Raw genomic sequence first — 25,788 nt, 5'->3', positions numbered from 1 at the left:
TATCTACTTTAATAAATTTACTAAAATATTTTTTTAATATTATATATTGAATACAGAAGCACAAGAATTTCATCCAGTAATGCAGATAATTAATTATGTAATCACCTTTGTTGGTATTTTAATATATTGTGTAGAAATCAGTAAACTAATGTTGCTTTTAATTCAGGTTAAGTTTTGGAAGCATGATTTTCAAGTTCCTCAATAGATAAATCTGTTATTTTAGAAATAGCATTAACAGAAACGTCCAACATAAGTAGATTATTTGCAACCTTTATTGACTCTGCTTTGTAAATCAGGAATGTTGCACCAAATGTTGACATTAAACTTTATGATATGAGGTATCTTTGATGTTTTTACGCTACTAAATTCATGATATCCATCTCTTGGCGATTTAAGCCTATTTTTAGAGTATTTATAAAAAGACGATAAGACCCCTTCTACATCTAAAGCCTAAAATGCAATTCTCAGATGATCTCTGACAGACGTTTTTTTCATCAACACATTCAAAACAATAAAAAGATTGAATATTTCTTCACAATTGTGTATAATTATTAATGCTTTGGTGCACGTAACGATTATACTTTAAAAAGAATGTTGGCTACTGAGAAGAATGAAGACATCTTCATCAGAAAAAAAAGGGGCAAAAACAGAGAAAATTGATGTAACTACTTAAGGCAGGTGTCTCTATTGCAGCTGAGACAGCTGATCACTCATGATCAAATAAAAAAGTTATAAGCACACAGATTGGATCACAGTATCTTTTTTAAGAAGAAGATTTATCTTGCTTAAAAACTTGTAGATACTATATTTTACATAAATTCTTCATGCGAGGCCTTTATGTTTACTAATAGAATATCTAATAATCTGGATCAGCTGCAATTTTTTGTAGAGTTTTTAAATGAAAACTATGAAACTCAGAAACATCTTAGTCTTACGCCGCTACATTTAGCAGCAGGAAATGGTCAGTTGGATTTAGTCAACACTTTATTAGGAGAGGGTTTAGATATTAACTCAGAGATTAAGTACGATGCCTTTACGCCACTGTATTTTTCAATTGCAAAAAATCGCTTAGAGATGGTTAACTTTCTTATTACTCATGGAGCAGATGTAAACCATAAGACCATTCTAGGCTTTACACCTTTAAGTTTTGCATCCCAGCAAGGATATTTAGATATAGTCAACACCTTGATTGCAAATGGAGCAGATCTTAGTACTAAAACAGATAAACTTAATACACCTTTACACCTAGCAGCAGAGAATGGTCATCTAGATATAGTAAATGTTTTTATTGAAAAGGGATTAGATGTTAATGCTGTAAATAATGATCGAGCAAGACCTTTGCATTCTGCAGTACAAAATGGTAACCTCGAAGTAGTTAAAGCTCTTATTTCACAAGGGTCTAATATTAACGCTGGATCTTCAGGCATAGGTAATCATAAAGTTGATGCAAACATTACACCCTTACATCTGGGAACACAAACTGGTAGGTTAGATATAGTTAAAGTTCTGCTTGAAGCGGGAGCAAACGTTAATGCAAAAACAGATGATAAGATTACACCTCTACATTTAGCGTCTCAAAATGGCTTTTTAGAGTTAGTAGACATTTTACTAAAAGCAAAATCTAATGTTAATGCTAAGGATTATGAGAATCTTACACCTCTACATTTAGCAGCAGAACGTAATCACTTTGGAGTAGTTAAGTCTCTTCTTCTCGTAAGGGGAATTGATGTTAATGCTAAGGACCACGATAATTCCACAGCTTTACATATAGGATCTCAGAATGGTCACTTAGAAGTAGTGAAGCTACTAATAGAGAAAAAAGCCAATGTTAATGCTAAAAAAAACGAAGGTTTTACACCTTTGCATCTAGCAATTCAGCAAAGTCATTTCGAGGTGAGTGATTTTTTAATTAAAAATGGAGCAAACATTAACACCGTGGATGATCAGAATTGGACTCCTTTACATAATGCAGCATATAATGGTTTTTCTTTAAAAATAGTAGAGAGCTTAATTGCAAAAGGAGCAAATATAAATGCAAAGATGGATGATGGTAGAAGAGCTCTACATTTGGCAGCAGAACATAATCGCTTGGAAATAATGAATTTCTTGATTGAAAATGGAGCAGATATTAATGCTCTAGATAACAGAAGTTGGACTCCTCTACATTGTGCAGCATATGATGGTAATTTAGAAGTTGCTAAATCTTTGCTTGATAAAGGAGTAGACATTAATGCTAAAACAGTTAAAAGTACTACACCTCTACACTTTGCAGTAGACCATGATCATTTAGAGGTGGTTGAATTGCTCTTAGAAAAGGAAGCAGATATTAATGCTTTAGATCACACAAATTGGACTCCTTTACATTTTGCAGCAGAAAAAGGTTATGATCAGATAGCAACCGTTCTATTGAAACATGGTGCTGATGTAAATGTAAAAGAAAATCAAAATAAAGGCACAGCCCTACATCTTGCAGCTCAATATGGTCATCCTAAGGTAGTTAAAACTCTTATTATAAATGGAGCGGATGTTAATGCAAAAATGGATAAAAATGCTACGCCTTTACACTTAGGGGCACAAATTGGTAATTTAGATATAGTTAGGTCTCTACTTATGAGCGGAGCATACTTTAATGCTAGAGCTGAAGGAGGTAGATATGTTTTACCATTACACTTTGCAGAAAGAAGAGGAAACCCAGAAGTTATAAAATTACTAAAATTGACTGAGAAGTTATTTAAGGCTATAGAAGATAATAATTATTTAGGAATTGAGAGTTCCATTAGAGATGGAGCAATAATTGATTCGAAAAACGTGGATGGAAGAACGCCATTACATTATGCTGTTAATAATGGGCACATAAAAGTTGTAAATATCTTGCTAGCAAATGGAGCTGATGCTACTAAAGTTACTAACAAAGGTAATACACCATTACACACTGCTGCTTCCAAAGGTCATAAAGAAATTATTGAAGCTTTGTTACAACGTGTAAGCCACAATAAATTGAGTGATTTTATTAATGCTAAAACAATAGTTAAAGGCACTACATCGTTGCATGTTGCTACTGAAAATAGCTTTTTCGAAGCTGTAAAATCTTTGTTGAAACATGGTGCAATTTATAACATCAAGAATAAAGAAGGTAAAACACCACTTGATCTTTCTCGAGACCAGAATATTACTAACCTATTGAAATTAGTAGAAGAGCTATTTGAAAATGCAAAAAATGGTAATGTTGAAATTATCAGTAAGCTGAGAGCAATAAAACCCGATGAGCGCGTAGCTGTAACAAATGCTCGTGATGATCAAGGCAAGTCATTAGTCCAGGTTGCAGTAATCAATAAACACTCAAACCTTGCAAGTAGATTATTAGAAATATTAAAAAGTCCAGATCAGAGTTTACAAGATGTCAGCGTAGAAAATCGAGTAAAGAGTTTAAAGTTATAGCTCTCTTAAATGAAACTCTAATGAGGGTGCCAAGATCTAGAAAATATACAAAAATTTTGTTACAAAATAGTGAAATTTAGGAGGATTTTAAAAATATGCTAAATAATAATATTAACAAAGAATTAGAAAAAGCAGTCTATGAACGAAACTTAGAAAAAGTTAAAGCTCTTTTGTCTGCAGGTGCTAATGCTAACCTTAGAGTAGAAAGGAATAGAGATACGTTACTTCATACTACTAGTAGTGTAGAAATTACTAAAGAGCTTTTGTTAGGTGGTGCCGAAGTCAATTCAAGAAACATGTATAGTGAAACTCCACTACATTCTGCTATAACACTGGGGAAGGAATTAGAATTAGTTAGAGAACTTCTGAAACATGGTGCTGATGTAAATGCAACAAACCGTAAAGGCAATACTGCACTGAACCATGCTGTAAAAAAAAGTGGTAAAAATCTGGAAGTAGTTAAAGAACTATTAGAATATGGAGCTGATATTAATATAAGAAATCGTGAACGACGGCTTTATGATAATTGTTCCACATCTTTAGATAACGCTGTAAGTGATCTAGCATGCGCTAAATTGTTGATTAAATTTACTTTAGTAAGGAACTTCAATAAGGATTACGGAAAAATTATTGACTTATCTCCTTATAAAGGATGCAGTAATTACAGTAAATTATCAAGTTATCTAGATGACTGTGTTTGTGAAATTCTTCAAATGAAAACAGATGAAATAAAAGATAGCCTTCCACTATATGAATTTGTTACAAATAATTTCAACATACATGTACTATATAATAATCAATTATCTGTAAGACTAGCAAAAATTGATTATTCCATACGCTATCCTATATATAATGATATCATATTAGATAAGGTAAAACCTTTTTTAGAAAGAGCAGATTTGTTAAATAAGTTAAGTAAGATACAATTTTATACTAAATTAGATGTGGCAGATCAAGATGCCAAAGAAAAGAAAATTATTCTGGATCATGATTCTACATATAATATAACTGAATATCTATCTAATGATAACTTGTTAAACTTTATAGTAGCGTTTGATGATTCCAATAAACGTACTTTTCAATCTTTAAGTTCCTTAAATAATCTCGTAGAGCCTGGTACAAGACTTTATGAAACTTCTATAAGTAATGATACCAAACGTGCAAGATTAGAATAAATACATTTTTTGTCAGTACTAGAGTTTTTTATGAACAACAATTAGTCGTATGGTTCCAGAGAGGTGATACATAAGAGATTGCTATAATGCCAAAACACTAAACTTAGTGCTTTTTTATGTAAGTTGATCATCATTTCTCTTTGTTGTTTTCAAACGGGTTATTATTAGTAGGTGTTACTAAAAATTTAAACAACCAACACATTTCCCACACCCAAAATCAAATGTTGTGAAGGCTTTTCGTCCTGAAATTGCAGGATTAGTAGATATTCTCTCAAAAATATTTTATTAACAAAAGATGCTATTTTAAATTTTGCCATATTAAGTAAACTTTGCTATTCTAATACTGGTGTAAATATATCTCAGAGAGGGTTTATGCATGTACCTAAACAACAAACCAGTTTTTATCAAGAAGATAAACAGTTTTTATCACGTTCTTACACATCAAAAGAGGAGTTTATTAGAGAATATAAAAAGCTCTACCGCAGAAAAGCAAAAGCTGAAGAACTTTATCTCCTGGTTTTAACTGAACTCGAAGAGGCAATATCAGATGGTAATGTCGACAGCTTAAAAAAATTAAGCAATTTTATTGATTACATAACTGATGCAGAAGATCAAGTAACTTTGAGAGACTATTATGATAATGCTAACAATCCTGTTAAGAGTACTAACTTAGTTATCTTAGCTTGTAAACACAATAAGGTAAAGATTTTAGAATACCTACTTGGCAATAATAGTAAAATTCTCAGTAATTTATCTGTTGGCATCAGAGAAACTACTATATTACCAGATGATGAGGATGAAACATGCCATAATGCGTTTTATTATGCTATACGTTCAGGTAATGTTGAACTTCTTGATACACTCATTAATAAATGGCCAGGTAATTATTTTGCTGTTCATTTCAGGGAATTAGATGAAATTCTTTCACGAGCTTATGAGGAATTAAAACTAAAGAACGTATTCTTGTCAGAAGAGATAGAAATTTTTGTTGAAAATAAGTTGATAAACCTCCGTTTTTTCTCTAGTGCTTCTGGACAAGATCAGAATGTGAAGAGTTATCTTAATAACATAAGAGAGCGGATTGAGTTAGTACTTCAAAATATTAGCCTGTTAAAGGCAGAGTATTCAAACACAGAAAAAGTAGATGAAAAGTTTTTATTCATAGCAAAATTTATTGCACAAAATATTCATATATTAAAGCGGCAGTTGAAATCAACCTACGATAGACTACCTTGGGAAGAAATGGAATTTTGTTTGATCAGTTTTGTTTCTTCTCACATAAAACGACAGGAAATGAATCTATTCTATAATGCCACATTGAATAAAAGTAAAATACTAGACCACTTGGAAAATTTTGCAAAGAAACTTAAAGAAGAAAAAGATATTATAGAAGGTGTGGACATTGGTAAATTTGCTGATCTCCCGAAGTTAAAACGTGAGAGGGTTGTTGCAGAGATCGTTAGCAATTATCCTCAATTTGGAGAGTTGTATAGCGATTATCAACAAATTAGGGATATTCATTCTTTAGAGAAAATAAGTGATTATATAAAGTTGGCATTATCAGCTAATCCTAAAGAAAGGGAAGGACAGTTAATTATTACAAGGGTTTTACAGGTTATTGGTGAATATTTAAAAAACACTCTAGAATCTCCCAAGTTATCTAGCACTACAAGCGAGCTTCTTCTACTATCATTACCAAAGAACACAAGAGAAGTCATTATAGATTTACGTAACTCACTATCACATGCTTACTCGCTCTCTAAAAGAACAGAGATTGAGGAAAATACAGATGTTAACTTTTTTATTGGTGTTCAAAATGATACTAAAAGAATCGATAATGTAATTACTGATATTCTTTACAATAACAAGATTAAAATAGTCATAATATTGCTAAAGAAAATTACCAGAGGTGAAAACTTAGACGAGATAAAAGAAGTTGCTGGAATATTTAGTAACGTTGAATTAGATGAAATGATTACAGAGAGTTTTAAAGTGATGGAACATGATAAGCTTGAAAAACTCATAAAAGAATTAAGCAATAATATAACTGAAAAGACGAATTATGAAAAGGAGCTGTTTAATAAAATTGATAACATAATCAATTTTGCAAAAACTAAATCAAAAAATATCAGAACTGATTATGTTACGGCGTTTATATCATTAAAGAGCTTAGATGTTGGTTTGAATGACAATAAGATTGACCATAATGTTATTAGAGGAATAAAATTCTTTGCTAATAAAACACTAGAGAATATTCCTTCCCAAATAGAGTCTCACAATCTTAAAGAAATAGCCGAACTATCAATGAAAATTTCTCATAGTGTTAGGTCAAGAATACAGGATGACAACCTTGATAAAGTAAATAGATTAACTTGTGAGATTTTTTACATTGCTGAACTTGGAACAGGTGACCTTAAATGGATTGAGGAATTAAGAAACAAGTTGAATGAGAAAGGTTCGTTTATTCCTATACATAAACAAAGGAAGGCTTACAACATAACAGAAGAAAAATACAATAACCAGCTTGAACTGAAGTTATCTGAACTGAAAAGTATTTTGAGGAATAACGCATTAAGTGGCAAGTTAACTGAAAAGCTTCCTTCCTACAAGAGGAATAAAAAGTTGCAAGCAGTAGTAGAAATGCTTGTTCTGGATATAATGTCAATTTTAGGTAGATCAGAGAAGCATCTAGAAAACAATCTACTTTTTTTAGATGATAACACTCCTTTATTAACTGGAAAATGTTTGCGTAATCATTTAGCACACGATAATACCTTAGTTGATGTATTGTTATCTGATCCCTCAATAGCAGTTATCTTGAACGCTAAAAAACTTATTTCAGAAAATGTAATAAAAAGTAAGAAGAAAATTGGCAAGTCGGTAAGAGATGATCCTTCCAAGCTGAAAGATAAATACGATCAAAACCTTATCACTATTACTAATCAGGAAAAAATGTTTGCTGCGTTGGAAGAAGGAAATCTTGAAGACTTAAAGAGTTATCTCAAAAAAGGAGCAGACATCAATGCTAGAAGTATTAACTCATGGACTACATTACATTTTGCTGCTAAGGGACCTAGTCTTGAAATTATAAAATTTGTTCTTAATCAAAATTTAGACGTTAATGTTAAAGATATTAATGGTCAAAGCCCACTACATATTGCTGCTGCATATGGAAGGAAAAATATTGTGGAATTTTTTATAGGAAAAACAGGTGTATATGTTGATGATCTAGATAATAGTGGCAAAACATCACTACATATTGCAGCTAAAAATGGTCACAAAGATGCTGTTGAAATTCTACTAAAAAATAATGCTAATACTAATACCAAAGATATAGCTGGTTTTTCACCTTTACACTATGCAATAAAAAACAATCATATTGATGTTGCTAAGATTATGCTAGAAAAAGAAGCGAATGTTGACATCAACGAAACTATGGGTGGCTTTACTTCACTACATATAGCTGCAGAAAGTGGTTATCTAGGGCTAGTTAATTTTTTACTGAAAAATGAGGCAAATGTTAATGCAAGAAACGATAAGGAGGGAATACCATTACATACAGCAGCACTAAATGGCCACCTAGAAGTAGTGAATGCTTTAATTCTCAAAGGAGCCGATGTTAACTCCAGAGTTATAGATGGTTGTACACCATTACACTATGCAATAGAAAACGGTCATGAAAAGATAGCTAATATTTTATTGAAGCATGGAGCTAATGTTAATGTTGTTGACAAAACCTATAATAACACACCTTTGCACTACGCAGCAAAAGATGGACATGAGAAAATTGTTAAGGCTTTACTGACAAATAAGGCAAATGCTAGTATTGCCACTGTGGAAGGTATAACCCCACTACATTTTGCAGTGCAGAGTGGCCACTTGAAGATAGTTGTTGCTCTTCTCGAGCATGGGGTTAACATTCGCGCTAAAGATAAAAATAATGCTACGCCATTACACTATGCAGCAGAGAGTGGTCATAAGGCAGTTGCTGAGCTTTTAATAAAAAATGGAGTAGAAATCAATGATAAAGCCAATAATAATCTAACACCATTACATGTAGCTGCTCTGAAAGGTCACAAAGATATTATTGAACTCCTAATAAGAAATAAAGCTGAAGTTAGAGCTCAAGACATTAAGGGTAGTACACCATTACATGCAGCTGCGATGAATGGTAGCAAAGATATTATTGATCTTCTAATAAAAAATAAAGCTGAAGTTGATGCTAGAACTAATGATGGCATGACGCCATTGCATGTAGCTGCTCTAAGTGGACATAAAGACGCTATTGCTTTTCTAATCAAAAGTAAAGCTGAAGTCAATACTAGTGCTAATTATGGTCTTACACCTTTACATGCAGCTATTGTAGGGGGTCACAAAGATATTGTGAACCTTTTAATAAAAAATGAAGCCAAAGTTAATATGGAAGGTATTGCAGGTAGTACACCATTACATGTAGCTGTGGAGGAAGGTTATAAAGAAATCGTTGGAATTTTGGTAGCAAATAGAGCCAATGTTAATGTTAAGAGTAACAACCTAACACCATTGCTTTCTGCTATTAAGCATAATCATAAGGAAATCGTTGAAGTTCTTGTAGAAAATGGAGCTAGTGTTAATGCAGAAGGTGGTGAACCTTTATCATTAGCAGTGCTCGCTGGTTATAGGGATATTGTAGAGATTTTGCTAAAAAACAAGGCCCGTACTAATATGAAAGGTCCTGAAGATGCTACACTATTACATTTGGCTGCTAAAAGAGGCCACAAGGAAATAGTAAATGCTCTGATAGCAAGGGGAGCCAATGTTGATGCTATGACTATTAATAGTACAACACCATTATATCTTGCGGCACAAGAAGGCCATGAAGAAGTTGCTGAAATTTTGATAGCAAACAAGGCTAACGTTAACTTTGTAAATGTTGAAGGTGCTCCACTACATATAGCTGCAGGACACGGTCATGTTAATGTTATTGAAGTCCTATTAAGTAATGGAGCAAAAGTTAATGTTAAGGACAATAAGAGCAGAACACCTTTAGAATTAGCAGTTGCACATGGTCATTTGCAAGTGGTTAAAATGTTACTGCAGTATAAAAAAGTAGATATGAATGCTAAAGGCAATGATGATTGGACTATACTGCACATTGCTTCACAGGAAAGTAACTTGGAAATGGTAAAATGTCTAGTAGATGAAGGGTCTAATATTAATGCTAAAAATGCCTCTGGATCAAAGCCTATACACATTGCAGCTAGAGAAGGTTATAAAGATACCGTAGAGTTTTTCCTTAGCAAGGGGTTGAGTATTAATGAGCTTGGTACAGCTAACCAGACATTACTACACTATGCTGCAATGAAAGGTCGGTTAGAAGTTGTAAAGTATTTGATAGCACAAGGTGCTGACGTTAATGCTAAAGATACTAATGGCTTAACCCCTATGCATATTGCTGCTAATTTTGGTTATAAAGACGTTATTGAAGTTTTATTAAAAAATGGTGCAGTTTATAACGCTGTTGACAAGCTTTGTAGAAGACCATTAGAAATGACTAACGATAAAGACGTTATCAATCTATTAGCATCAACTGAGAAATTATTTGAGGCTGTAAAACGTAATAGCTCTTCAGAGGTTGAGAATTACATTAAAGCAGGAGCGTTTGTTAATGCCAAAAATGCTGATAGTGTAACACCATTATATTATGCTGCATGGAAGGGCTATGATGGAGTTGTCAATATTCTATTACAAAATAAAGCTAATCCTAATGTGGTTGGTAACAAGGGGTTTACTCCTCTGCATTATGCTGCTAAGTTCTCTCACTTAAAAGTTGTAAAGGCCCTATTATCTAATGGTGCAGTATACAATGCTGTCTCTGACAGTGGGAAAACACCATCAGATTTTACTGTGGATAAAAGTATAACTAGCTTATTTAAACTAGTCAGTGAATCATTTAAAAAGGTTAAAGATGGTAATGCTCAAGTTATTAATGACCTAAATAAGATAAAGGATATTGATACAGTAAAAGCAGTGATGAGTGCTCGTAATAGAGAGAACAAAACGTTAGTAGTTGCTGCAGTACATAGTAACTTTTCAAAAGTCGAGCAGTTGAAGCAGATATCGCAAAGTGACGTATCCGCTCAGATTGATACAGCTTTAGTGCTCTTGAATCAAGGCAATTACCAAAAAGCCTTAAGTATTTTCAGAAGCGCATTTGAAAGAAGAAAAGAAATACTAGGACCAGACAATCCTGGTACTTTAGATATTCAGACATATATAGCCAAAGTGCTATATAAGCAAGGAATTTACCAAGAAGCTTTAAATATGCTTAAAGAGATTTTTCAGAAACAAAAAGAAATGCTGGGTTTAAACGATAAGGATACTTTAAGTACAAGAAGTACAATCGCTTTAGTGCTGCATAGACAGGGGAAAGATGAAGAAGCTTTTAATATTTATCAAGAAGTCTATCAGAGACAAAAGGAAATACTAGGGTCAAATCATTCAGATACCTTAAATACTCAGTTTCACATGGCATTAGTATTAGATAAACAGGGAAAATATGAAGAAGCGTTAAATATCAATAGGGCAGTTTTTGAAAAGAGGAAAGAAACACTAGGTACACATGATCTAGCCACTGTGAGTGCCAAAAATAATATAGCAATGGTACTAGCTAACCAAGGTAAATACGAAGAGTCCTTAAAAATCTATAAAGAGGTTTTTGAAAAGAAGAAAATAATTTTAGGTATTAATCATGCTGATACCTTGAGAACGTTACATAACATTGCTGGGGTACTCTTCAATCAAAATAAATATCATGAAGCCTTGAAAGCTTTTCAAGAGGTTTTAAATATCCAGAAAAAAGCTTTACAACAAAATCACCCAGAAACCTTGAATACTCAATACAACATAGCAAATGTACTTTTTGCTCAAGGGAAATGGATCAGCGCACTTAAAGTCTACAGAGAAAGTTTAGATCAAAGAAAAGCTGTTTTTGGACCAAGTCATCCGAGTGTTTTAGATATTTTAAAAAAGATAGAGATGATTAATTTTAGATTTAAGCTTGAGGGTAGCGAAGCATCAGAGGTTCTCCAGCATCTGCAGAAAGATATCAACATTGCTGCTAGTAAAGGTGATATACGAACTGTTCAGCGTCTGTTAAAAGATGGAGCTGATGCCAACGATAAAGATATTGATGGAAGAACACCGTTGCATTACGCTGTTAGCAATGGACACATAGATATTGTAAACATCTTACTAACAAATGGAGCTAATGTTAGTCAAGTTACTAATAAAGGTAATACACCATTACACACTGCTACTTCCAAATGTTACAAAGAAATTGTTGAGGTTCTGTTACAACATATCAGTCGTGATAAATTAAATGACTTTGTTAATGCTAAAACTACTTCTAGTGGTACTACATCACTTCATGTTGCAGCTAAAGGTGGCTCCTTGGAAGTTGTAAAATCTTTATTAAAACATGGTGCAATTTATAACATTGAGAACAAAGAAGGTAAAATACCTATTGATCTTTCTAAGGACCAAAAAGTTACTAACCTACTGAAATTAATTGAAGAATTGTTTGGAGATGCAAAAAAAGGTAATGTTGAAATTATCAGCAAGCTTAAAGCAGTAAAACCTGATGAGTTTATAGCTGTAACAAATGCTCGTAATAATCAAGGGAATACATTATTGCAAGTTGCTATAGCCAATAAACATAAGAATATTGCAACTAAATTGTTAAAAATGCTGAAGGAGCCAGATCAAAATTTACAAGACGTCAATATAGAAAGTGGAGTTAAAAGTTTGAAACTTTGAATAATACTATTGAAATATTTATATATAACCTAAGTTAATATTATACTTAAATCAGTTACAATATCTGAGTTTCAGCAAGCCATAGAGTCAAATTAAGGAAAGTAGATATAGAAAAAAGTACAAATTTTTGGTACATGGGCTACTTTATACTCCACATCACAGCTACAAGTTTACCATTTTATTCTATTAGACATATTTATTGCGTTAAAGGAGAGTATATGTAAACACCTGGATTTATTACAGAAACTAAAACACTGCAAGATAGTAAAAATATTATGTTTAAACTAGTTTGACTTATATTATATACTGTGGATAATATATCATCTATTTATGATTATATTAATATAAGGAAAATGTTATAATCTGGAGGGTAAGTAGTTATGCTAGGCAATGATAATACAAGCTACAGTTTAATTTCTGCAGTTCGTGAAGGAAGACTAGAAAGAGCAAGGGAGTTAATTAATTCTTTTGGACTATCTTATTCACAAGCATGGTCAGAAGGATATGTTTTACTTCGTGATGCTATTGAGAATAAACATACAGCGGTTACTAAACTACTTTTAACAAACGGTTCTAAAGTTAACAGCAAAAACAAAAGACCTTCTAATACTCCACTTCATTTTGCTGCTATAAATGGTGACATAGAAATTGTTAAGATGCTTCTAGACAGAGGTGCTAACATTGATGCTAAAAATCAGTATGGCAGAACTCCGCTTCACAATGCGATTGAAAATAAGAAAATGGAAATTACCGAACTACTTTTAAATCGTGGAGCTAACATTAACGTCAGAAGCAATGATGGTATAACTCCTCTTCATATTGCAGCTGAGAGAGAGTATTTACAGATTGTTGAGCATCTTTTAAAATATGGAGCTTATGTTAATTGTGTGTGTACTTCAACATGGAAAAAAGGTTATGCACCACTGCACTTTGCTGTTGAAAAAGGTAGTAAAGAAGTTATCACGTTGCTTTTAAGTAGAGGTGCTAATGTTGATGTTAAAGGGGAAGATAGTATAACCCCTCTTCATATTGCTGCTAAGAAAGGATATATGCATATTGCCGAAGATCTTCTAAACCATGGTGCTTGTACTCATTCTTTCACATTGAAGGAAGGATATACGCCACTACATTTTGCTTCTGAACTAGGCAATGAAGAAGCTGTGAAATTATTCTTGAATAAAGGTGCTGATATTAATGCTAGCACAAATAGTAATTTAACGCCACTTCATATTGCTACCAAAACAGGACGTAAAACAGTTGTAAAGCTGCTCTTACAACATGGAGCTAAAGTTGATAATCAGGACAAAGATGGTAAAACCACACTACACCTCGCTGTTGAAAAAGGATATTTAATGATTGTTTAGGATGTTTTAAAGTATTGTCCTGATATTAATCATCAAAGTAACAGAAGCTCTCTTAAAATCGCAGTGCACGGCTATGGAGAAGAGTATAAAAAGATTGTTGAGGCTCTTCTAGAATATGGTCTTATTGTTAATCTCGAAGATGCAAATAATCCTAAGTTATTACATGCTGCTGTTGAAAAAGGATATTTGAAAATTGTTGAAGACCTATTGAAGTATGGTGCTGATGTTAATACGTTACACAATTCAACATCTAAAGAAGGTTTTACACCTTTACATAGTGCAGCCAAAAACAAACAGGAAGAAGTAGCTAAATTATTGATAAGCTATGGAGCTGATATAAATGCTCAAGACAAAACTGGAAAAACTCCAATATTTTATGCTACTGAGAATGCCGATTTAAAAATTACCAAGCTACTTTTAACTAATAGAGCTAATGTAAAAGATAATCCTGAGCTATTGAATATTGCTGTTAAGAAGGAATGCATAGAAATCGTTGAAGCTCTTTTGCAACACGATAGTGATATTAACGCTAGTGATAAATATGGAAGAACAGCATTGCATTTTACTGCTTTAAGTGAGAGTGAAGGTTTTTTTGGATTTCTTACTAATGAAGATCCTGATATTAATATTAAGGGAGAAATTGCTAAACTGCTTCTAAGTAAGGGAGCTAATATAAATGCTCAAACCAAAAATGGTATTACGACGCTTCATGCTGCTGCTCAGAAAGGATATACGAAAGTTGTTGAAGCTCTTTTAGAATATAATGCAGATGTTAATTCTACAGTTAAAAGTGATATAACACCTCTCCATCTTTCTGCTCAACAAGGAAATGAAGTAATTAGCAAAATGCTCTTGAACAAAGGAGCTAACGCAAACGCTAAGCAAAAAGATGGAATAACTGCGCTTCATATTGCAACTCAAAAAGGCCATAAAGAGGTTGTAAAAGTATTGCTAGAATGCGGTGCTAAAGTTGGTTCTAAAATTAAAAGTGACATAACACCACTGCACCTGGCTGCTCAAAAAGGTTACCAGGAAATTATTGAGACTGTCTTGAAATTTGGTGCTGATATTAACTCTAGAGATGAGTATGGCAGAACAGCACTTCACATTGCTTCTAAAGAAGGACATGAAGAAGTTGTTACAACTCTTTTGGAATATGGCTCTGATATTAATATTACGAGTAGAAATAATCATACACCACTTGATTCTGCTATGGCTGGTATAAGGTCATTCTATAGTCAACTCAACAACTATGACTCTGATGATGATGGTTATTACGATCCTGATCGTGGTGTCTGTTCGTGTGAAGTAACTGCTGAAGCTCTTAAACGCCACATAGTTAAAATGAAAACCGCAAATTTATATGTAAGTGAAAAAAATTTACTATCAATGAGTATCAGTGGTGAAATAAGTGGCTTTCAGGATGAATGTGAGGAAGAAATAGCAAGGATGAAGAGTGAGAAGATTAATAATCCTAACATTTCATTTTATGATATCTTGGCAAAAGGTACAAGCTCATTAGCAATATATATGAGGAATGAAAATATAGTGCAGGTTTTAAAATCAGACGACTATAAAACAAAATTTCCAATATATGCTAGTATGGTCGAAAGTCATTTCAGAAAGGGTATGGAAAGAAAAGAGTTACTTGAACAAGGCAATAAAATTTTCCATTTTCTCTTTAACAATTTTCCTGAGTTACCATATGACTGTACTGAAAAAATATTTAGCTACCTGAGTAACGAAGACTTAAGAATTTTGATAGATGCTTGTAACCCTCTTAGCATCAGTAATCCTAATACTAATATTAACAATGTAGTGATTACCTCAAGTACATCTCAAGTACAGTACGTTTAAGTTAAGGAAAAATAGCAGAACAAGCTACTTTCAACATTAAGTAATGGCTTTAGTAATTTAAAGATTATTTTAAAGGTTTTATGGAAATATTCAAAAAAGTATACGTGTCAAGTTAAGGAAAAATGAGCAAATTTAGTGCACTAAAAGTTGGGGAATATTAAATAAATTATTGGAGGTAAGTTTGGAAAGTAAAATACTTATCAAATGAAGATGAAGAAAATAATCGCAGAAATGGGAGGAATGCAATAACTCTACGTACTACAATTAATCTAGTTTATAGCATTACCCATGGTAATCCAAATAAGATTTTTTTCTCATAATCAAGTCATAGTAAATTGGAACAACTTTTCACATCTAACAAAAGCTCTGACTTTAGATTTAGGATTGAAATTAGTAAGTAGAATGATTACGTAATGCATATATTAGTGAAAGGAGGTACAACATGAGTAATATAGTTCATTCAAATAAAAACAATAAATGTGATAACTTTAGTGTAAGAGGACTACAAAGAGCCGTTGATAACATATTTGATAGCTTCTTTACAGGATGGGACTCAGAGCTTTCCAGAAGAGGTAGTAGTCTATTACCAGCTTGCGATTTTTATGAAACAAAAGAAAGCTATTGTCTCTCACTAGAGCTACCAGGTATTTCCAAAGAAAGCATAGACATTAGTATATCTAGCGACAGCTTAATAGTGAAGGGTGAAAAGACGTGTAATAACGAGTCAAAAGATAAGCAGTTTTACCATCGAGAAAGATACTATGGATCTTTCTATAGGTCTATTCAGCTTCCAGTAAATGTAGAGCAAGATAAAGTGTCTGCTAATTTTTCAGATGGAATATTGCACGTAACCATACCTAAGTCGGAGAAACATATCAAGAGAATTGATGTAAAGTAACCAGTAAGTAATAGCAGGCTTCTAGTTTGAGGCTTGCTACTTTAAATTATTATAGATGGAATGTAATAAAGTTCAATTATCTTTTCTAGATCTAAATTTTTGTCTTAGCGTATTTATTATACAGATAGTGTAAAGCCTTTGTTAAGCTTACATATTGTCAATAATCTATTAATAACTCTTATGGTATAATTGACTTTGAAGAAAGAGGGAGTATGAGTGAGGCAAATCCAATAGTTACATTGAAGGCTAAAATTAAAGAATTTGGTTTTAGTGAATTAAAGGCTGGTGAGAGCAATAAATCAGCAAACTCTGGTGAAACAATGTATTTCGATTTTCCAAGAATGAACTTTGTTATTAATGGAAAAATTATAGATACAGTTTTAACCTCTGCATTAATTGAAGGAGCTCAATATCGCAAAAGCAACCTTTTTAATAGTTATGATATATACAGTAGTGAAACCGCAAGAGAAAAACAAAGAGAAATAGATACAGATTATGGTAGAGCTTTTGTTGATTCAGTCCTCAAGGATCTTGAAAAGGAACTTGCACATAATGCGTTATGTGAATTATGGAAAAGTCACTGCAAAAATTCTGAAATTCCTGATTATCAGAAAACCACCTCATATGGGAAAGATTTTGAGAGATTTTACAATGCTGGAAGAGAGCATCTGCATCTATTACTAAAAGTAGGAGATGAGAATAAGAACTATCGCCCATTTGTAAAAGAAGTCTTTAAGGAAATGTTCCAATACGCAGAAGCAAGTGTTCCGAATGACCCTATTTTAGAAGAAATAATCACTAATTGTAACCAAGCGGGGTATGAATTTGCTGTAAGCATCCCTATTCTTGAAAGTTCACTCTTGGAATATGGATTAAAAGGGGAATATAGCAAGAATAAAACAATGTGTATTGATTGTGCTGATCCAATCAGTACAAAAGTAAAATCTGATATGTTAGTGTTCGTAACGAAGTTTGATAACCCAGGAGAAAAAATATGCGATCTATCGACTTCACTTGAATTTGTACTTGAGTCTCAAGATGGTAAAGATGGTGTAACCTATAAAGATGGCAAATTATTACTTACTATTCCTAAGGAACTAAAAAATTATAAAGGGGAAAGTAGAAACTTGTTTGATGTTATTAAAGAATATTTTCAAAAATTCTGCGAAAAATTAGGATTTAAATTCGAGATAAAAACACAAAAAATAGAGCATGATTTGGACGATTCGCTGAAAGTAAATAGTCATCTTGAAAGCCTAAGACCACCTATTTGTAGTAATAATTATGCTCTTGGTCATTAAGTACTTTAAACCATAAGCTCAAGTTAGAGAGAATGGCACAAATGTTATTAAACAATAAAAGTTATAGTTGTATCTGGTTACTTAAGTTAGCTATAGAATGCCTTCTGTGTATATTAAAAGGGTATTTATTTTGTTATTTAAGTTTCCTCTTTTGGAACATAGAAACATCCTAGGAATAATCCTACTGAATTCTATGATATTATTTTTTGTAACATTGTTATATACTTCATAAGAAAGCTTATATCTCTCACCGCCATCTTTAAAGAAGACATCATTATCTTTAATTGTTTCAACCAAAATTTCCTTTCCTTTATTTTTTTTGCACTTTCAACTTTTTTACTGCATCTTGTGTTCTGCTTTGATCTAGATCAAAATCAATGTTGGTACAAATAACAAAATCTTTCAGTTCACCATTGATAAAGTCTTGATTGTATTTAATCTTTAAGTAGGAAATGAAATACTTTGCCAAATTAAATTCACCATCTTTATTTTTTGTGAGTAAATCGCTTATTCCAATTTTATTATCCTCCTTATTTTGCTTGTGTTTTGCTTGCAAAAAACGATATATTTTTTTTGATTTTGAATTATTACATATAAAAACCAAATCATCAAATTTTTCAGCATTATTCTACTCTGTAGCCAAACGAAAAGAGTAGCTTTTATCTAGTCCACGCTTTAAAAATAACATTAACAATTTTAGCTGGTAAATGTTGCCATGAAGAGTATTATTTAATCCAGAAGCAAGGTATGTTCTTGATTCATCCTCTTCGATTTTTGTTCCTTCAGGCTCTTCTTTTTTCATGAAGGAAATTCGTAACCGTTCACGGATTGTGAGAATGAATAAAGAACTAAGCAGTGACAGCTAGTAGATTCTGTAGCTTTTGAAAGGGGTTTTGGCCATTTAGACGTGATGTCAAAAATATTGACAACATTCTTTCCACGAATCTTTCCCCACGTTCTGACCAGGTGAAAAAGCTGTTTTTACGATAAATTACGTACCGTCTAATTTGCCGTTCTGCAAGGTTGTTGGTTGTTTCTATCACTTCAGGTTTTCTTAAAAACTTCCACATCATATCCTCAGACCGTAACATCTTAGCGGCCATTCTTGAAGCTTGAGTGCTATTTACAACCCTCGTCATTTTACGCAAAAAATGTTTTACCCTTTTCCGAATTTTTCGCATCAGTCGATAAAATCTCAAATTATCTATCGAATTGTGTTTTTTTGCCTTGTCTACTACAAACACCTTATTGCTGAGCGATTTTAGTGCTTGGCCAATTTTGCTCACTTCAACATTTTTACTATGGGCAAATCTCTCAAAATCTCTTGCCAAATGTGTCCAACATATCTGTCTATTTTCACGATTGAAGTAATTGTATACAGCGTATCTATTGCTCACAACTATGCCATCATATTCTGGCAGTAAACTCTTCAACACCTTCTTACCACGAGACTCGCTTACCTTCAGAAGTGTCAACGCTTTGTTCGTTATTACCCAACTCCAGCCTCTCTTTCCTTGATTTCTGTGTCCTGTTTCGTCTATATGCAAATATTCGCTTCCTTGTAACTCTTCCTTCATTTTCTCATATTCAGATGCACACTTCTTCGATGCCCTGCGTTCAGTATTTGAGACTAAACCAAGGCTTATATTTAGATTAAAAATACTGCCTAAAATTTGCTGTACCTCTCTTTTTGAGTTAATAAAAAAGCCGCTAAGGCTGCTTATAATTGTTTTAGCATTAGATCCTAGAAGATCTCTTGCAACACCTTCGGGTAAATTTGCTGTAATTCTTTTATTACATACTCTACAATGTCCTCTTTGCAATCTGTACTCAGTTACAGTTGGCTTAATTTCTGGCAATTCTGCCTTCTGATGAATAATTTCATCTTCTAAAGTAACCTTACCTCCACACATACAAATCGTATCAATTGTGCAGCTCACTACCTCGTCTGCAGCCATTAATTCACGCTTATGCCCCTTATGTCCTGGCTGACCTCCTGGTTTTTTATCACTTTTCTTTTTTGCTTTCTTACGATATATATCTCGTGATGGTGGCAGCGATGAATTTTGCGAATTTAAGCCCAATTTGTCTTGTAATTCAACTATTTTTGCTTTCAAGCTGTCATTTTCTCTGATCAGCGCTTTTATTTCTTCCTTGAGATTAGCGTTTTCTGCTACAATCTTTTCTTGCAGCACTTTTGTCATTTACCCATTCCATATTTAGCTTCCTATTTCTTTACACTTTTATATTTACTTTGTAAATCACCTTATCTCTGTGAGCGATTACGGAAATTCTTGGCTTTTTAGAAGAACCAATTTCTGGCTTGTTTTCTCCAGTATTTGCCCTTTTTAGAAGTGAAGCTCTGCCTAATTCTTGAATAATACCTTCGTTATTAAGACTTTTAGCAATATCTAGTGGCATTTTACCTTTACTATTCTTGATTTGTATTGCTCCATTTTTGACAAGCAGCTTAACTACTTTAGGTTCCTGTTTGCGAACAGCCGCATGTAACGGTGTATTTAACTCATAATTAGCGTCCTGAAAATTAATGTTCGCTCCTTTCTTCAAAAGATCTTCAATGTCGTTTGATTTTTATTTTTCTGAGGTGCTACTCTTAACAATTTTTATCAACTCCTCATTAAGATTGGCTTGACTCATAATATCATTATAGTCAGAAGAATGAGAGCTCCTATGTTTAAAAATATAGCTTACCTCTTGATTTTTAGCTAATTCATATGGCTCTTTACCCTCATTATTTTTGATATCACTTCTTGCTTGTTTATCTAGAAGTAGCGATACAAGTTTTTTGTTATTTCTGGAAACAGCAATATGCAAAGGTGTATCACCTTTATTGTTTTTAGCGTTAACATCTGCCTTCCATTCTTGCAGTAATTTTCTAACTATTTCTTTTTTATCCCTTTCAACAGCATAGTGTAAAGGTGTATTATCTTTATTATTTTTATCAATGATGTTAAGCTTTACTCCTGCTTTTAAAAGATCTTGTACTTTCTGCAGGTTGCCATTTCTTATAGCAGAAAATAGCTCTGTATTTTTCTCTCTTTCACCATCACTATCAAACCTACGATAACGTTTAAGTTCAGAAGATTTATAAGCTTGTCCTATACGTTGTACTTTCTCTAATATTTTGGAAGCTTCTGAATTATTTTTTTCTTTTTCTAAGTAATCTATTGAACGCTCCACTTTGAGCATAAATTCCACTGCCTATTTTATATAGAAACCTATATTAGATTTGATTATATGCTAATGAATAACATTAGCAATGCAAGTAGTTTTTATGCATACCTCTTTAGGTTTTACAGAATAGGCAGTTAGAGTAGAAAAACAAGTTCCAAAATAATATAAGACCTGCTGTAAAGTAAATCAGATTTTTTTTGAAAATAACTACCGTAAAAAACAGCAGCTTTCCTTTTGCAACAGGTCTATAGAAGTTGTAATTATAACAAGTAACAAATTTAACTCTATTTTTAGAGAATCTATTTGGATTCACTCTATTTCTAGGTGTCTTTCAAACTGTGTAACTAACTGCTTTACGTTTACATGTGTAATTAAGAGAGCTTTCACAAGGCTCATGATCAAACTGCTACTTTGCAGGATTTTCTAGAGATCTTTTATTTCTCATAAAGGATGACTGAGCTTGGGAAGCAACTTTTAATGGATTTTTCTTTATACCAACATCTGATTGTGCTGCTATAATGGCACTACTTTTAGCGGGTTGCATACCTACACATTCTCTTGCTTGGTTTTGCTCAAAATTTTCCACTGTTGCTTTTACTTTACTTTTCATCTTGCGATTAACCACTATAACAGGCACCTCCACTTTTGGCACTACTTGTCTATAATCTTGATTCTCAGCTCTTAATGGTACTATCGATTTACTTTTAACTGATTTTTTAAGAACCGCTCCCACTATTTTTGGTTTTGCGCTTATTTTTTGATTGTTATAGCCTAGATTTTTAGACTGTGATGATAACGTAAGTATATCTTTTATCGCTTGTGATTCTTGTTTAACTTCTTGAACGGTAAAGGATGTTTTCTTTTGTATTTCTTATAATTCCAATAGAATTTTTGTATTTGTTCGAACATAGAAAATATTTTGCATGGAGTTTTTTCTATCTTTGGTGATTTTAGTGTTGCTATTTAATTCTAACTTTTGCATAGTACTCTCAATATTTTTATATAGGAGGTACAATGCCAAAAAAGATGGAGCGTCATGCTGCAGTGCTTAGTAAGTTAAAGAGTGTTATTCAACATACAGATTCCAAGGTCATGGCTGAAAGGCGTTCAGCTATTGAAAGATGGGTAAAAACTTACATTAGGCAGGTAGAATATCTTAAAGATGATAAGCTACAATTCTTATACAACATATTTCGCGATGAAAGTTGTTGGTCAGGTACGAGATTGAACAATACAATCTTAGGACAGAGGTTTACTGAAGAAAAAATAGGCGAAATAAAGAACCCTCTTCCTATATATGATATGGCATGTCGATACTGCGTGATAGATAAAATTCCTTTGCTCTTTCAGAAGCAGTTTGAATCTTACAAAAGTAGCTTCTCTTCTGAAGAGATAGATGATGATGGTAAGCCTGCAACTAGCAATAACAAATATGTAAAGAGTGAGTTGTTGGGTTATATGAAGAGTCAAGACCCTGTATTTAGCTTTTGGGTTGATAAAAAATCTGGAGAATTTAAGAAGCATGTCAGCGCAACAGAAGGATTTAAGAAAGCTATAGAACTTAAGTGGAGCGAAGGAGTAGAATATTTTTATAGCCTTCTAAATGAAAAAGAAAGAGAAAGGAAAATTACTGATGCAGTTACTATATTATCCTCTGTTCAATGTGACCATAATGGTGCTGTTACTTTAGACTTTTGTCTTAGTAAAATGAGCGATCAAGCAAAAAACAAGCTGTTTAAAGATTCTGAGCTATCAAAAAAAGATAAAGGAGTGTACTCTCTCTTTAGCGCGTTGATACATCAAGGTTTTTTTGATACGATGCAAGCTATACTTCCGATGTTTAAAGATAAAATACTGGAGGATAAGATACTTTCACCTAGGAGTTATACTCTTCTTCTCTCCTCACTTTCGGACATGATGCTCGAAAATTCTGAGTCAACTATTCAAGCTAGGGAAGCTATAATGAACCTTATAAAGTGTGGTAATTTCAATAATCATGAGGGGCGTGAGGAAAAAGCTGCGGTATTTTTTTCTAATGGAAGGGTTCCGATTAAGCGTGCGCTTGCAGGATTGATTGTCGATTGGCAACTTGGTTGTACAAAAAAGGAAGAGGTGTTAAAGGTACTACAGTTTGCCAAAGAGTTTTGTGCAGTTGAAAGTTTTATGTATTTTAAAAAATCTGTTGTTGATAACCTAAAAATGGTTGGTAGGGATGGTATGAGAAAAAATATAGACTATGGTAAATTAGCAGAAAAGTTGTTTGCTGAATTAGATACGGTATCCGTGCCTAACGGAAGAGGTGATTTTGGTGGAGCTGGTGACCCACAGTCTACACTAGGAAGCACTGAAGTTAGTAGTTTTTCTGGTCGCAATAAGTAGGAGTATTTTATGCATGGGTTAGTTAGAAGTTTAATAAATGGAAATTGTGGAGAATTCACGGAAAAGTTTGAATATTTCTTGGATTCATGTCCATCTTTTCTGCATTCAGTTGGCAAAGATCACTTTTTTCCTGCGTTCTTTTTTGGCATGTTTGCTACTGCACATGATTCTGGTGTTGCAAACAATGATGAAAGAATCTTCTTTCGTTTTGATAATGATCCAGGTAGTCCTGGAAGGGGAAATCTAAAGGTTGCAATTCTAACAACTGATGGAAATAACAGAAGAGTTGTAAGGTGCTATACTATTGCTGACAGAGAGAATAGCTACGGTTCTAGGTTTAGCCAGCAGGAAAGGGAGCAGCTGGAAGGTATCCTGCGAGATGAAGAGCTTGAATGGCAAGAGTATAAAACATTTATATGGGCGGATAATCAAGGTGAAGATGAAGAAGAGGAAGCAGTAAGATGTAGGATATTTCAGGCAGGACAAGGGCCGTTTACTGGAAATCATGCATCTTATTTAACTCGTAGACATAGTTTTCAAGAGATTACCAGAACACCTGGGCTGCAAAATAATTATTTACCGGATTTGATGAATCAGCTAGAAAGTGATGATGCAGATGATGTACACGACACTACTGAGGAAGTGTTTCAGCATATTATTGGTGTCTACGATAGATATAGTCAGGCATTGGACTTCTATGGTAGAGAGTCTGACTATCATGGTTTTGTTTCCGGTGTTTTGATGCATTTTAGATATCGCAATGTAGCCAATATTTACCTTGAGCTGTTTGTAGGTGGTGGATATGCAGATATTACTTCTATTGTACGTGGTACACAGAGGTTAATTAATTCTGTTCCCTGTGTAACTGAACTTAAGGCAGGCAGAAGAGCAGATAGGAATGCTGGCCGTGCATTAGAGCAGGCTGGAAATTATGTTAATGGATGTCCCGTTTCATCCATATCTATTCCAACATTATCACCAAGAGCTGTCTGCGCTGGAGTGAATTTCGATTTTGGTAACCCAGGACGTTTACAGCTTGGTGTGAGGGCTTTTTTAGCAAAAGGTTCTTCTTTAATGGAAAGATTATTTGAACCTGTAGAGGATGAGGAGATTGGAGAAAATGTTAGGGATTATCTACTCCATCCAGCCTTTGGTGTACCTGCTGTACCAGGTATTAGGAATAGGGGTGGTGTTAACGCTAGAGATAGAAGAATATTTCTCTATACAAGTGGATTTGCTTTCGCAAGTATTGCATTTGCAAAAGGAACTGTGCCAATAGAAGGAAATCGTGCAATAGTAGATAAGCACTTGTTTCACTATGACGGTAATGCAAAAATGTTAGATGAGCAAAGATACAATACACAAGTAAATATTGGAGATCGTGCTTTGACTATGGTTTTGCATGTATCACGAGGTAGAGACCAGAAGGAGGAGGTGATCGTATTTCATGTTCGCCACGTATTGGCTAATCAACTTTTTCCGGACAATGGATTGGATCTATCGCGTTGGCCGAATGCTATGGTACATGAAGTGGTGTGTAATTTGACCATAAATAGAAGGACAAGAGGAGTAAATGATAATCTTGGTTTAACTGTTAATGTAGAAACATTTGACTCGCCTGCTGACTACCTGCTTGATAGAGGTAATCAGCCTTTTCAAGGTGAGCTTTTACGAATAGGTGGCGTTAGTAATGTGCATCGCGCTGCAAATGTAATGATGAATACTGGCTGGGAAAATGAAGATCCAGACAGTCATGAACGGTTTTACCAAGCAATTTCCAACGTGCTAAATCCACCCCAGCCAAATAATGCAGGACTCCAATCATTAGCATGGGTAGTGAACAGAGATAATGCTAGAGAAGCTGGGTTTCATGCTGCATTGCATGGATTATTTTACACTTGCGATAATCCTGCTAGGGTAGTTAGTGAATTTCAGGTTGGAGGAGGAGGAAAGTTAGACTTAGTATTGTCACGAGCTATAGGAAGGATGGGAGGTACTCATCCGATTGGAACAGAGCTAAAGTTTGCTGCCACTGAAGCAGACGTACAAAATAGAGAAGAAGAAGCAGATGAACAGGTGGAGGGTTATCTGCAGAGTAGAGGGTTTGATCGCATTACTGATGGAGATAAAATGGTTTTCTCGTATGCCGTATTTAATGATCAAGCGCCAGCACCAGCACAAAATGTCCCAAATACCCTTATAGCAGTTAGTAATGTTCTACGCATAAAAGATAACTTAGGAATTGACACTGTGGACGACTTTCCTTATAGATAAAAGGGATTATTGAGAGTTTAATTGTCTGTCATAAATAGCAGACGCCGTCTTGTCAGTCAACAAAAAATTTATAAAAATTGTCTCATTGCCTAGGCTGTATTGTAAAACTA

16 protein-coding genes are annotated in these 25,788 nt (G+C 33.6%); 9 read left to right on the top strand and 7 right to left on the bottom strand.

Annotation, left to right across the window (positions count from 1 at the left end):
* Positions 1-167: 167 nt before the first annotated feature.
* A complete protein-coding gene (locus ABWU73_RS04205) occupies positions 168-320 on the bottom strand; it encodes a hypothetical protein (protein WP_174516912.1) in 153 nt (50 codons plus the stop codon).
* Positions 321-837: 517 nt separating this feature from the next.
* On the opposite strand from ABWU73_RS04205, the gene ABWU73_RS04200 reads away from it, so the two are divergent.
* The 7 genes from ABWU73_RS04200 to ABWU73_RS04170 all read left to right on the top strand — a co-directional run bounded on the left by ABWU73_RS04200 (position 838) and on the right by ABWU73_RS04170 (position 17,830).
* On the top strand, positions 838-3,438 hold the full coding sequence (locus ABWU73_RS04200; protein ID WP_264951567.1) for an ankyrin repeat domain-containing protein: 2,601 nt from the start codon (positions 838-840) through the stop codon (positions 3,436-3,438).
* 95 nt (positions 3,439-3,533) lie between these two features.
* Complete coding sequence (locus tag ABWU73_RS04195; RefSeq protein WP_174516910.1) at positions 3,534-4,613, top strand: ankyrin repeat domain-containing protein; 1,080 nt, start codon at positions 3,534-3,536, stop codon at positions 4,611-4,613.
* A gap of 372 nt (positions 4,614-4,985) precedes the next feature.
* Positions 4,986-12,410, top strand: coding sequence for an ankyrin repeat domain-containing protein (locus ABWU73_RS04190; RefSeq protein ID WP_264711397.1), 7,425 nt, complete (start codon positions 4,986-4,988; stop codon positions 12,408-12,410).
* A gap of 380 nt (positions 12,411-12,790) precedes the next feature.
* Positions 12,791-13,774 carry an ankyrin repeat domain-containing protein gene (locus ABWU73_RS04185; protein WP_341817317.1) on the top strand — a complete coding sequence of 328 codons (984 nt, stop codon included), beginning with the start codon at positions 12,791-12,793 and terminating at the stop codon, positions 13,772-13,774.
* 63 nt (positions 13,775-13,837) lie between these two features.
* Entirely contained in the window at positions 13,838-15,631 is a 1,794-nt protein-coding gene (locus tag ABWU73_RS04180) for an ankyrin repeat domain-containing protein (RefSeq protein ID WP_353285457.1), read from the top strand.
* A 442-nt stretch (positions 15,632-16,073) separates the two neighbouring features.
* The gene (locus ABWU73_RS04175; RefSeq protein ID WP_007549102.1) at positions 16,074-16,529 is read left to right on the top strand and encodes an Hsp20/alpha crystallin family protein; all 456 of its coding nucleotides are present in this window, start codon (positions 16,074-16,076) and stop codon (positions 16,527-16,529) included.
* A 212-nt stretch (positions 16,530-16,741) separates the two neighbouring features.
* Positions 16,742-17,830: a hypothetical protein gene (locus tag ABWU73_RS04170; protein WP_264688613.1), complete on the top strand. Its 1,089-nt coding sequence runs from the start codon at positions 16,742-16,744 to the stop codon at positions 17,828-17,830.
* 310 nt (positions 17,831-18,140) lie between these two features.
* Here ABWU73_RS04170 and ABWU73_RS04165 read toward each other — a convergent pair whose 3' ends face one another.
* The 6 genes from ABWU73_RS04165 to ABWU73_RS04140 all read right to left on the bottom strand — a co-directional run bounded on the left by ABWU73_RS04165 (position 18,141) and on the right by ABWU73_RS04140 (position 21,758).
* The gene (locus ABWU73_RS04165) at positions 18,141-18,386 is read right to left on the bottom strand and encodes a hypothetical protein (protein ID WP_146038228.1); all 246 of its coding nucleotides are present in this window, start codon (positions 18,384-18,386) and stop codon (positions 18,141-18,143) included.
* Between the two features lie 72 nt (positions 18,387-18,458).
* The gene (locus ABWU73_RS04160) at positions 18,459-18,632 is read right to left on the bottom strand and encodes a hypothetical protein (protein ID WP_007549098.1); all 174 of its coding nucleotides are present in this window, start codon (positions 18,630-18,632) and stop codon (positions 18,459-18,461) included.
* A gap of 46 nt (positions 18,633-18,678) precedes the next feature.
* Entirely contained in the window at positions 18,679-20,034 is a 1,356-nt protein-coding gene (gene tnpC, locus ABWU73_RS04155) for an IS66 family transposase (RefSeq protein ID WP_264688612.1), read from the bottom strand.
* Positions 20,035-20,065: 31 nt separating this feature from the next.
* Positions 20,066-20,398: an ankyrin repeat domain-containing protein gene (locus ABWU73_RS04150; RefSeq protein WP_007549517.1), complete on the bottom strand. Its 333-nt coding sequence runs from the start codon at positions 20,396-20,398 to the stop codon at positions 20,066-20,068.
* A gap of 24 nt (positions 20,399-20,422) precedes the next feature.
* Positions 20,423-21,040, bottom strand: a complete 618-nt coding sequence (locus tag ABWU73_RS04145) for an ankyrin repeat domain-containing protein (RefSeq protein ID WP_007549519.1) — start codon at positions 21,038-21,040, stop codon at positions 20,423-20,425.
* Between the two features lie 391 nt (positions 21,041-21,431).
* Positions 21,432-21,758, bottom strand: coding sequence for a hypothetical protein (locus ABWU73_RS04140; RefSeq protein WP_007549972.1), 327 nt, complete (start codon positions 21,756-21,758; stop codon positions 21,432-21,434).
* A 281-nt stretch (positions 21,759-22,039) separates the two neighbouring features.
* Here ABWU73_RS04140 and ABWU73_RS04135 point away from each other — a divergent pair, with 281 nt between their 5' ends.
* Complete coding sequence (locus ABWU73_RS04135; RefSeq protein WP_264688609.1) at positions 22,040-23,404, top strand: hypothetical protein; 1,365 nt, start codon at positions 22,040-22,042, stop codon at positions 23,402-23,404.
* Between the two features lie 9 nt (positions 23,405-23,413).
* Positions 23,414-25,678: a hypothetical protein gene (locus ABWU73_RS04130; protein WP_191111445.1), complete on the top strand. Its 2,265-nt coding sequence runs from the start codon at positions 23,414-23,416 to the stop codon at positions 25,676-25,678.
* The last annotated feature ends 110 nt before the right edge of the window (positions 25,679-25,788 follow it).

Origin of the sequence: Wolbachia endosymbiont (group A) of Andrena helvola (assembly GCF_964028415.1) — a bacterium.
Classification (GTDB): Bacteria; Pseudomonadota; Alphaproteobacteria; order Rickettsiales; family Anaplasmataceae; genus Wolbachia; species Wolbachia pipientis.
This window is presented reverse-complemented; position numbering and strand designations above follow the sequence as displayed.

Bases quoted from the DNA above. Each gene is read 5' to 3' on its own strand.
- ABWU73_RS04205 (WP_174516912.1), bottom strand. From the start codon at position 320: ATGTCAACATTTGGTGCAACATTCCTGATTTACAAAGCAGAGTCAATA.
- ABWU73_RS04200 (WP_264951567.1), top strand. From the start codon at position 838: ATGTTTACTAATAGAATATCTAATAATCTGGATCAGCTGCAATTTTTT.
- ABWU73_RS04195 (WP_174516910.1), top strand. From the start codon at position 3,534: ATGCTAAATAATAATATTAACAAAGAATTAGAAAAAGCAGTCTATGAA.
- ABWU73_RS04190 (WP_264711397.1), top strand. From the start codon at position 4,986: ATGCATGTACCTAAACAACAAACCAGTTTTTATCAAGAAGATAAACAG.
- ABWU73_RS04185 (WP_341817317.1), top strand. From the start codon at position 12,791: ATGCTAGGCAATGATAATACAAGCTACAGTTTAATTTCTGCAGTTCGT.
- ABWU73_RS04175 (WP_007549102.1), top strand. From the start codon at position 16,074: ATGAGTAATATAGTTCATTCAAATAAAAACAATAAATGTGATAACTTT.
- ABWU73_RS04170 (WP_264688613.1), top strand. From the start codon at position 16,742: ATGAGTGAGGCAAATCCAATAGTTACATTGAAGGCTAAAATTAAAGAA.
- ABWU73_RS04160 (WP_007549098.1), bottom strand. From the start codon at position 18,632: ATGAAAAAAGAAGAGCCTGAAGGAACAAAAATCGAAGAGGATGAATCA.
- tnpC (WP_264688612.1), bottom strand. From the start codon at position 20,034: ATGACAAAAGTGCTGCAAGAAAAGATTGTAGCAGAAAACGCTAATCTC.
- ABWU73_RS04145 (WP_007549519.1), bottom strand. From the start codon at position 21,040: ATGCTCAAAGTGGAGCGTTCAATAGATTACTTAGAAAAAGAAAAAAAT.
- ABWU73_RS04135 (WP_264688609.1), top strand. From the start codon at position 22,040: ATGCCAAAAAAGATGGAGCGTCATGCTGCAGTGCTTAGTAAGTTAAAG.
- ABWU73_RS04130 (WP_191111445.1), top strand. From the start codon at position 23,414: ATGCATGGGTTAGTTAGAAGTTTAATAAATGGAAATTGTGGAGAATTC.